Source organism: Mycobacterium sp. pR1184, assembly GCF_041287235.1.
GTDB lineage: Bacteria > Actinomycetota > Actinomycetes > Mycobacteriales > Mycobacteriaceae > Mycobacterium.
The window spans coordinates 358,310-368,332 of record NZ_JBGGKR010000006.1 but is presented as its reverse complement, the minus strand read 5'-3'; the positions used below and the strand labels follow the sequence as shown (position 1 = coordinate 368,332).

Genomic DNA, 10,023 nt, shown 5'->3' with positions numbered 1-10,023 from the left:
GCGGCTGCACCGCACCCGGCTGCACCGTGGGCGGCTACTACTGCGAAGTCCACCACATCACCGACTACGCCCAATGCCAGAGCACCGACATCGACAACCTCACCCTGGCCTGCGGCACCCACCACCGCCTCCTACAACCCCGCGGCTGGACCACCCGCACACACCCCAACGGCCACACCCAATGGATCCCCCCACCCCACCTCGACCGCGGCCAACCCCGCACCAACACCTACCACCACCCACAAAAACTCCTCGGCGACCCAGACGATGACGAGGCGGCGTAGCGATCTAATTCTGGTTGCTACGCGAACGCCTGCGGGTTCGCCGCGACGTATTGCTCGACGCTGAGCGCGGGCAGGCCGGTGATCCGCTCGACGTCGTCGGTGGAGCGCTCGTAGCGGCCCGCGCGGTGCAGCTTGGTCATCGTGGCCAGGTGTTGCTGCACGTGGGCGGGCAGGCCCAGCGGCTGCAGCACCTCTTCGACCCAGGTGTCCTGCGCGATGTCGGCGCCGGTGATCGGGCGACCCAAAGCGCGGGCGTACTGCGCGGCCAGCCCGCCGACGTCCAGGCTTTCCGGTCCGGTCAGCTCGTAGACGGCTCCGATGCGATCGGCCGGATCGAGCAGCACCGCGGTGACCACGCGGGCCACGTCACTGGCCGCGATCGGCGAGGTCTTGCCGGTCCCGAACGGCAGCACCAACTGGTCGCGCTCCCGCAACGACGCCGCGGCCAGCGACGTGAAGATCGGATTGTCCAGAAACGCCGTCGGCCGGATGTGTATGGCCGGCACGCCCGACCAGTCGACGACGTGTTCGGCGAGCCAGTGCAGACGATGCTGGCGCGACTCGTCGGCGCTCGTCAGCGTCATCTCCGAGACCGTCATCTGCGACATGTTGACGAGCACCTCGAGGCCACCCGATTCCAGCGCCGCCGCGCACACCACCGTTGTCGCCTGCAGATAGTCGGGGGAGACGCTCATCGAGAAGAACATCCGGTCGGCGCCCTCCATCGCGGCGACGACGTCTTGCGGCTCGGTCAGGTCGCCGACCACCACCTCGGCGCCCAGCGCGCGCAGCGAGTTGGCCCGTTCGTCGTCGCGGTGCACCATCGCACGCACCGGCTCGTCGCGAGAGCGCAACTCCTCGACCACCAGCCGGCTTACGCCACCGATTCCTCCGCCTGCGCCAGTGACCAGATACATGTCTAGTCCTGGTCTCGCCGTGCGGTGGCGTAGGCCAGCGCCTCGCCAATGGTGTTGTGGTGGAACTGAAATCCGGCGCGTTCGAGAGCGGACGGGATGGCCCGCTGACCGGTCAGCAGCCCCTCGTCGGCGAACTCGCCGAGCGCGGCCCGCACCGCGACGGCCGGCAGCATCATCGGGGTCGGGCGGTTGACCGCGCTGCCCAACGCGGTGGTGAACTCGGCGTTGGTGACCGGCGCGGGCCCGGTCATGTTCACCGGCCCGGACAGCGACGGGTGCCCGATCGCGAACAGCAGCGCCCGCACTTCGTCCTCCAGGCTGATCCACGACATGTACTGACGGCCGCTGCCCAGCCGGGCGCCCAGGCCCACCGAGAACAGCGGGCGCATCCGGCGCAACGCTCCGCCCGCCGCTGCCATCACCAGGCCGGTGCGGGCCAGCACCACACGGGCACCGCCGTATTGGGCCGGCAGCGTCGCGGCCTCCCAGTCTTCACAGAGCCGGGCCAGGAAACCCGTTCCCGCGCGGTCGTTTTCGTCGACCACGCGGTCTTTGGTGTTTCCGTAATAGCCCACGGCGCTGGCGTTGATCAGGGTCTCGACGCCGGCGTCGGCGACCGCGGTGGCCAACACCTCCGTCGGGGCGATGCGGCTGTCGCGCAGGCTCTGCTTGAACGCGCCCGACCACCGGCGCTTGCCGACGTTGACGCCACACAGGTTGACGACGGCGTCTACCTCGGTGAGCGCGTCGGGATCGAACTCGCCGCTCTCCGGATTCCAGTGCAGCTCATCGGGATTAGCCGGGGTCCGGCGCACGATGCGCAACACCCGATGATCGGCGGCGCGTAGGGCCGCAGCCAAGGCGGAGCCGATCAGGCCGGAGGAACCCGCAATCGCGACGACGGGCTTGGCCAATGTGCTCAAGCCCTTCTAAAGACCTAAGTCGGCCTCGAACGCTCCCTCTTCAAGCCGGTGCTTGATCGTGGTGAGGAATCGTCCGGCATCGGCCCCGTCGATCAGCCGATGGTCATAGGTCAGCGGCAGGTAGCAGATCGAGCGCACGCCGATCGATTCGTTTCCGCTCTCATCGACCACCACCCGCGGGCGCTTGACGATCGCCCCGGTGCCCAGCATGGCGGCCTGCGGTGGAACCAGGATCGGGGTGTCGAACAACGCGCCCTGACTACCGATGTTGGTGATGGTGAAGGTGCCGCCGGACAGCTCATCCGGTTTCAGGTTGCCCGTCCGGGCGCGCTCGGCGATGTCGGCGATCGCGCGGGCCAGCCCCGCCAGCGACAGGTCGCCGGCGTTGTGGACCACGGGGGAGAGCAGGCCCTGCTCGGTGTCGACGGCGAAACCCAGGTGCTCGGCGTCGTAGTAGGTGATCTCCTTGGAGTCCTCGTTGTAGCTGGCGTTGATGTTGGGGTGAATCTTCAGCGCGTCGATCACCGCCTTGGCGATGAACGGCAGGTAGGTCAGATTCACGCCCTCACGCTCGGCGAACGACGTCTTGGCCTTCGCGCGCAGTCCCACGATCTTGGTCATGTCGACCTCGTGGGTCTGGGTGAGCTGCGCGGTGGCCTGCAGGGATTCCCGGGTCTTCTTGGCCGTGATCTGCCGGATCCGATTGGCCTTCTGCGTGGTACCGCGCAGGTGGGCCAGCGCCGGTGCCGGAGTCGGCGCCGCGGAAGCCTTGGCCGCCGGTGCGGCGGGAGCCTGAGCCGCCGGGGCGGGGGCCTTCGCGGCCTCCTGCTTGCGCTGCGCGGCGGCCAGCACGTCCTGCTTGCGGATGCGGCCACCGACGCCGGTGCCCTTCACCGAGGCAAGGTCGATGTTGTTTTCGCTGGCCAGTTTCCGCACCAACGGGGTCACGTACGGGCTGCCATCGCCCTGGGGCTCCGCGACCAGCTCCGACGGTGTGGCTTGCGGCGCCGGGGTCGGCTTGGGCGCAGGCGCGGGCGGGGATTCCGGCGCGGGAGCGGGCTTCGGGGCCGGCGGGGCCTCGGCCTTGGGCGCCGGCGCCGGTTCGGGCTTGGGCTCCGGCTTGGGCGCGGGCGGCGGCGTCGCGGCTGCGGCGGAGCCGCTGCCGATCCGGGCCAGCTCGCCGCCGACGGCGACGGTGTCGTCCTCGTCGGCGGTGATGCTGACCAGGACTCCGGCCACCGGGGACGGGATCTCGGTGTCGACCTTGTCGGTGGAGACCTCCACCAGCGCCTCGTCGACCTGGACCGAATCGCCGACCTTCTTGAGCCAGCGAGTCACGGTGCCTTCGGTAACCGACTCGCCGAGCTCGGGCATCAGCACCGGGGTCGCGCTGCCGTTGCTCGAACTCGCGGCCCGCGGGGCCGGTTCCGGCTGGGCCTCGGGTTCGGGCTGGGCCTGCGACTCCGGCTGGGGTGCGGGCTCGGGTTCCGGCTCAGGCTCGGGCGCCGGTTGGCTCGGCGCCTCGGCGGGCGCGCCGTTCTCCGAAGCGTCGCCGATGACGGCGAGCTCGCCGCCGACCTCGACGGTGTCGTCCTCCTGGGCGACGATCTTGGTCAGCACACCCGCGGCCGGCGAAGGAATTTCGGTGTCGACCTTGTCGGTCGACACCTCGACAAGCGGTTCGTCGAGCTCGACCGTGTCGCCTTCCTGCTTGAGCCAGCGGGTGACCGTCCCCTCGGTGACGCTCTCACCGAGTGCCGGCATTTGGACGGAGAAGGCCATGTCTTTTGACTCCTCGATCGCTCGTGGGTCTGCGCAGGTCAACATCTGACTTACCACACCGCGGTGTACTGCAAGTTGACGTCGAAACTATCCTGTCATTGCCTCCGCGTCGGCACACAACCAGGGCTGACCCGCTCGCTGCGGTGGGCCGAATTGTCAGGGGGCGATCACGCGAGATCGCGGGGAGGCGGAAGTTCGATGCCGGCAATACAGCAGTTCGTCGACAGCGCGGACGGTGTCCGCATCGCGGTGTACGAGGAAGGCAACCCCGACGGTCCCATCGTCGTGATGGTGCACGGGTGGCCCGACTCGCACGTGCTGTGGGACGGCGTTGTACCGCTGCTGACACCGCGGTTCCGGGTGGTCCGCTACGACAACCGCGGCGTGGGGCTGTCGGGGTCGCCCAAGAAGGTCTCGTCGTACACGATGGCGCACTTCGCCGACGACTTCGCGGCGGTGACAAACGAACTGAGCCCCGGCACGCCGGTGCACGTGCTGGCCCACGACTGGGGTTCGGTGGGCATCTGGGAGTACCTGAAACGCCCGGGCGCCGGCGACCGGGTGGCGTCGTTCACGTCGGTGTCCGGCCCAAGCCACGAGCAGCTCGTGGAATACATCTTCAGCGGCCTGCGCCAACCCTGGCGCCCGCGTCGGTTCGCCCGCTCGATCAGTCAGGCGCTGCGGCTGACCTACATGCTCTTCTTCTCGATCCCGGTGCTGGCGCCGCTGTTGATTCGGGCGGCCTTCTCGGTGCGCGCGCTGCGGCGCATGGTGGTCGATAACATTCCCGCTGAGCAGATCCATCACTCGCCGAACATGGCCGCGGATGCGGCCAGCTCGGTTAAAACCTATCCCGCCAACTACTTTCGTTCGTTCGCCGTGCGCGGCCAACCCATCGATGTCGTCGACGTGCCGGTGCAGCTGATCGTCAACACCCGCGACCAATACGTCCGGCCGTACGGCTACGACGAGACCGGGCGGTGGGTGCCGCGGCTGTGGCGGCGAGACATCAGGGCCGGGCACTTTTCGCCGATGTCGCATCCGCAGGTGATGGCCGCCGCGGTGCACGAGTTCGCGGACCTGGTCGACGGCAAGGCGCCCAGCCGTGCGCTGCTGCGTGCGCAAGTGGGCCGTCCTCGCCGGGCCTTCGGCGACATGCTGGTGTCGGTCACCGGCGCCGGCAGCGGTATCGGGCGCGCGACCGCATACGCCTTCGCCCGCGAGGGCGCGGAGCTGATCGTCAGCGACATCGACGAAGCCGCCGTCAAGGAAACCGCGGCCGCGATCACCGCACGCGGCGGGGTCGCGCACGCCTACGTGCTCGACGTGTCCGACACCGGCGCGGTCGAGGCGTTCGCCGAGCGGGTCTGCGCCGCACACGGGGTTCCCGACGTCGTGGTCAACAACGCCGGTATCGGGCAGGCCGGCCAGTTCCTGGACACCCCCGCCGAACAATTCGACCGGGTGCTCGACGTCAACCTCGGCGGCGTGGTGAACGGCAGCCGGGCGTTCGGGCGGCGCCTGGTCGAGCGCGGCACCGGCGGGCACATCGTCAATGTGTCGTCGATGGCCGCCTACGCTCCGCTGCAGTCGTTAAACGCCTACTGCACGTCCAAAGCCGCGACGTACATGTTCTCCGATTGCCTGCGCGCCGAACTCGACGCCGCCAACGTGGGTCTGACCACGATCTGCCCGGGTCTGATCGAAACGAACATCATCAACACCACCCGGTTCGACGCGCCCGCCGGCAAGCACGACGAGCACGTCGACGGCCGGCGCGGTCAGCTGGGCAAGATGTTCGCACTGCGCCGCTACGGGCCCGACAAAGTCGCCGACGCGATTTTGACGTCGGTCCGCAAGAACAAGCCGATCCGCCCGGTGGCACCGGAAGCCTATGCGCTGTACGGGGTTTCACGGCTGATGCCGCAAGCGCTGCGCAGCACCGCGCGGCTACGAGTGATCTGACCCGGCGCCAATCGCTCGGCTTAGGCCGCTGGCGCTCCCTCGCGACGCACCAACAGCGCGCCCGCAATCGCGACGAGCCCGATGACCGTCAACGGGATGGTCCAGGTGCGACGGGTACCCAGTTCCGACTCGCAGCGCGCCACGTAGTCGGTGTGTGGCACCACTTGGTTGACGATCGGGATGTTGGCCACGCTCTTGTCGTTGGCGTTACGCGCCGCGGTGAGATCCGCGACGGCCGCGTTTCCGCAGCCCAGGGAACCGCCGTTGCCGTCGGACACTGAGACCGGCACCAGAAGCCCGATCACACCGGCCAATAGCAGCACGGCGGCCACAGCAAGGATCAACCGACGCACCGTCATGATTCGCCTCCCGTTCGAGTACTGATCGCAGGGAGGTTATCCATCGAAAGAGGTGGCTAAACGGTGAACTGCCCGCCGGGCGGCAGCGCAGACATGGTTGCCGCGCTTGGGCCGCAGCTGCCGGGGTACCCGGGCCAAGACCCCGATACGAAGGACTTCACATGACGTCGAAGGAACAGATGTCCACCAGCCGGGAGGTCCGCGCTTCCCGCCAGCAGGTCTGGGACGCGATGGCCAACGGATGGACCTACACCCAATGGGTGGTCGGCAACAGCCGCACCCGTGCCGTCGACTCGGACTGGCCGCAGCCCGGCTCGGCGATCCGGCACTCGGTGGGTGTGTGGCCATTGGTGATCAACGACAAAACCGTCGTCGAAAGCTGCACTCCGGGCGAGGAACTCGTTCTTCGTGCGCACCTCGGCGTGCTCGGCGCCGCCCGGATTACGCTGCGGCTCACCGATATCGGCGATGGCTGCCGGATCGACATGATCGAGGTGCCCGCGGCGGGCCCGATGAAGATGATCCCCGATCGGCTGGCGCTGGCCGCCGTCTACCCCCGCAACCGCGAGTGCCTGCTGCGGCTGGCGGCGCTGGCCGAGCGCCTCGAGCCGAGCCAGGTCAAGTAGCCCGTGGCCGCGGATACGGCAGACGCGGTCGTCATCGGAGCCGGACACCACGGCCTGGTCGCCGCGTCGATGCTGGCCGACGCCGGCTGGGACGTGCTGGTGCTCGAGGCCCAACCCGAGCCGGGTGGCGCGGTACGCAGCGCCGAGCTGACTCCGGGCTACATCACCGATCTGTTCAGCTCCTTCTACCCGATGACGGTGGCCTCGCCGGCCATGCAGGCGCTGTGCCTCGAAGACCACGGGCTGCGGTGGTCCCGTGCGCCGGCGGTGGTCGGTCACCCGCGTGACGGCGCCGACGACGACCCGCCCGTCATCTACCCCGACGCCGCCCGGACGGCAGCGGAATTCGCGCGGCGAGAGCGCACCGACGGCGAGAACTGGTGGCGACTCGTGCAATTGTGGGACAAGATCAAGGCGCCGCTGCTGGACGCGATGCTGGCGCCGTTCCCGCCGGTGCGTCCGCTACTGGGACTGCTGCGCAGACTCGGCACGCCCGAAGCGGTCCGCGTCGCGCGGTTGCTGGTGCAGCCGGCCAACACCATGGCGAGCCAGCTGTTCGACGGCGAGGCGCCGCGAAGATTGTTGTTGGGCAACGCGATGCACGCCGATGTTCCACCGGATGCCCCGATCAGCGGCGCGATGGGCTTTCTGATGACGATGCTGGCCCAAGATCGCGGCTGGCCGGTTCCGGTGGGCGGCTCCGGCCAATTGACGGCGGCGCTGGTCGCGCGGGCGTGCTCGGCCGGCGCGCGAATCGAGTGCGATCAGAACGTTTCTCGGATCCACGTGCGGGCCGGACGCGCGGTCGGCGTGAGCACCGTGCAGGGACGAACGGTGAATGCGCGTCGCGCGGTGGTGGCCGACGTGACCGCACCCAAATTGTTCTGCGACATGCTGCCGCCCGACGCGGTTCCCGCTGCGCTGCGTCGCGACCTGGCGCACTACAGCTGGGACCCGCCGGTGGTGAAGGTCAATTACGCGCTGGCAACGCCGATTCCGTGGCGAGCGAAAAGCCTGGGCTCGGTCGGCACCGTCCACTTGGGTGCCGACGGGGACGGCCTGATCCGCTGGATGGCCGACCTGAATACTCGCGTGGTGCCCGATCATCCATACATGTTGTTGGGCCAGACCACCACGGCAGATCCCAGCAGATCACCGGCGGGCACCGAAAGTGTCTGGGCCTACACGCATTTGCCGCGCAATGTGGCCGACGACGCGTCGGCGCAGCGACTGGCGGCATCGATGGACCGGGTCATCGAAGAGCATGCGCCCGGCTTCGGCGCGGCGGTGATCGACCGCTTCGTGCAACGGCCGTCCGACTTGGAGGCCAGCGACGCCAATTTGCACCTCGGGGCGCTCAACGGCGGGACCGCGCAGTTGCATCAGATGCTGATCTTTCGTCCCGCGCCCGGAATGGGCCGGGCCGAAACACCGGTCGAGCGGCTTTACCTGGGCAGCGCGTCGGCGACGCCGGGCGGCTCGGTGCACGGCGCCTGCGGACGCAACGCGGCCCGCGCCGCGCTTGCCGGCGACGGGCTGACCGGGTGGCCGCGCCGTCGGCTCGGCAAGGCCTTCCTCGACCGGCTGACCCGCTAGCTAGCCCTTTTCGCAGATGTCCTCGAGCACCGCGAACATCGTGCGGGTCGGCACCCCGGTGGAACCCTTGGGGGAGTAGCCCCAGGGGCTGCCGGTGTTGAAGGCCGGCCCTGCCACATCGATGTGCGCCCAGCTCACCCCGTCGGCGACGAACTCGCGCAGGAACACCCCGGCCACCAGCATGCCGGCGAAGCGCTGCCCGCTGATGTTGGACAGGTCGGCGACCTGAGACTTCAGGTCGTCCTTGAGCTCGTCGGGCAGCGGCATCGGCCAGCCGTTCTCGCCCACCCGCTGCGAGATCGCGGCGACCCGGTCGCGGAACTCGTCGCTGCCCATCACCCCGGGGATGCGGGCGCCCAGGGCCACCGTCTGCGCACCGGTCAGCGTGGACGTCTCGATCAGATAGTCCGGGTCGTCCTCACACGCCCGCACGATGGCGTCGCCCAGGATCAGCCGGCCCTCGGCGTCGGTGTTCTGCACCTCGACGGTGATTCCGCCGTATTGGGTGAGCACGTCGCCGGGCCGTTGCGCGGTCGCCGAGGGCATGTTCTCGGCCATCGGTACGGTGGCGATCACATCGATCGGCAGTTCGAGCTGTGCGGCCAGGGTGACGGTGGCGATCACGGCGGCGGCACCGCCCATGTCCGAGGTCATGTGATGCATCGATGCGGCGGGCTTGATCGAAATGCCGCCGGTGTCGAACGTGACGCCCTTGCCGACCAGTGCCACCTTCTTGGCTTGCTTGGGTTTCTTGGCCAGCTTCGAGCCGCGGTGGATCAGCCGCACCAGCCGCGGGGGCCGCGACGAGCCCTGCCCGACGCCGACAATGCCGCCGTAGCCACCCCTTTGCAGCGCCTTGTCGTCGAGCACCTCCACCTCGAGGCCGACCGACTCGCCCAAAGCCTTTGCGCGTTTGGCGAATTCGGCGGGAAACAGGTGACTCGGCGGGGTGTTGACGAAGTCGCGCGCGGTGGCGACCGCGGCCGCGACGGCCGCACCGTGTGCGACCTGCTTCCTGGCGTCTTTCGCCGTGGCCAGCACCGTGATCTTGCTCAGCCCTTTGTCTTTGGGCGCGGTCTTCTCGCTGCGGAAGTCGGTGAACCGGTAGCTGCCCAGGATCAGTCCCTCGACCGCGGCGGCGGCGACATCCTCGCCGGGCAGCTCGGCCAGTGTGGTGATCACCGACTCGGCCTTGCCCAGCGAGCGGGCGGCCACCCCGGCGGCGCGCCGCACGGTTTCGGCGGGCCATTCGGATTGCGGCTTCCCGAGGCCGACGGTGAGCACGCTGGCTACCGGAAGCGACGACACCACCAGCCGGTGCACCTGCTCGCTGGCGCCGGTGGCGTCCAGCGCCTGCAGGCCGGCCAGGATCTCGGCGACGGCTTCCTCGGACAGGAAGGGTTCGGCGGCGGCTACGGTCGCGCCCGGCCGGTCTTCGTCACCGGTCGAAACGACCGGCAAGACCAATACCGACGAACCCGCACCGCGTTTGGACAGCGACGTGGCGACAGTGACAGAAGGAGCCTGGTATCCCGGTTCGGTACTCACGCGTAAACACCCTAGTCAACGGG

The 10,023-nt window shown here is 69.0% G+C and carries 9 protein-coding genes; 4 read left to right on the top strand and 5 right to left on the bottom strand.

Annotated features, from left to right (window positions below; genetic code table 11):
* Nucleotides 1-284: HNH endonuclease signature motif containing protein (locus ACAG21_RS13765; protein WP_370496625.1), on the top strand; the 284-nt coding region annotated here is incomplete at its 5' end.
* A 17-nt stretch (nucleotides 285-301) separates the two neighbouring features.
* On the opposite strand, the gene ACAG21_RS13760 is transcribed toward ACAG21_RS13765, so the two are convergent.
* Genes ACAG21_RS13760 through sucB form a run of 3 tightly spaced genes read right to left on the bottom strand, consistent with a single transcriptional unit; the run spans nucleotide 302 to nucleotide 3,906 of the window.
* The gene (locus ACAG21_RS13760; RefSeq protein WP_370496624.1) at nucleotides 302-1,201 is read right to left on the bottom strand and encodes an NAD(P)H-binding protein; all 900 of its coding nucleotides are present in this window, start codon (nucleotides 1,199-1,201) and stop codon (nucleotides 302-304) included.
* 2 nt (nucleotides 1,202-1,203) lie between these two features.
* Nucleotides 1,204-2,115 carry a TIGR01777 family oxidoreductase gene (locus tag ACAG21_RS13755; protein ID WP_370496653.1) on the bottom strand — a complete coding sequence of 304 codons (912 nt, stop codon included), beginning with the start codon at nucleotides 2,113-2,115 and terminating at the stop codon, nucleotides 1,204-1,206.
* Nucleotides 2,116-2,130: 15 nt separating this feature from the next.
* A complete protein-coding gene (gene sucB / locus ACAG21_RS13750; RefSeq protein ID WP_370496623.1) occupies nucleotides 2,131-3,906 on the bottom strand; it encodes a 2-oxoglutarate dehydrogenase, E2 component, dihydrolipoamide succinyltransferase in 1,776 nt (591 codons plus the stop codon).
* Between the two features lie 198 nt (nucleotides 3,907-4,104).
* On the opposite strand from sucB, the gene ACAG21_RS13745 reads away from it, so the two are divergent.
* A complete protein-coding gene (locus ACAG21_RS13745; protein ID WP_370496621.1) occupies nucleotides 4,105-5,871 on the top strand; it encodes an SDR family oxidoreductase in 1,767 nt (588 codons plus the stop codon).
* 20 nt (nucleotides 5,872-5,891) lie between these two features.
* Here ACAG21_RS13745 and ACAG21_RS13740 read toward each other — a convergent pair whose 3' ends face one another.
* A complete protein-coding gene (locus tag ACAG21_RS13740; protein ID WP_370496620.1) occupies nucleotides 5,892-6,230 on the bottom strand; it encodes an aminopeptidase in 339 nt (112 codons plus the stop codon).
* Between the two features lie 161 nt (nucleotides 6,231-6,391).
* On the opposite strand from ACAG21_RS13740, the gene ACAG21_RS13735 reads away from it, so the two are divergent.
* On the top strand, nucleotides 6,392-6,856 hold the full coding sequence (locus tag ACAG21_RS13735; protein WP_370496619.1) for an SRPBCC family protein: 465 nt from the start codon (nucleotides 6,392-6,394) through the stop codon (nucleotides 6,854-6,856).
* A 3-nt stretch (nucleotides 6,857-6,859) separates the two neighbouring features.
* A complete protein-coding gene (locus tag ACAG21_RS13730; protein ID WP_370496618.1) occupies nucleotides 6,860-8,452 on the top strand; it encodes a phytoene desaturase family protein in 1,593 nt (530 codons plus the stop codon).
* On the opposite strand, the gene ACAG21_RS13725 is transcribed toward ACAG21_RS13730, so the two are convergent.
* The gene (locus ACAG21_RS13725; protein WP_370496617.1) at nucleotides 8,453-10,000 is read right to left on the bottom strand and encodes a leucyl aminopeptidase; all 1,548 of its coding nucleotides are present in this window, start codon (nucleotides 9,998-10,000) and stop codon (nucleotides 8,453-8,455) included.
* Nucleotides 10,001-10,023: the final 23 nt, after the last annotated feature.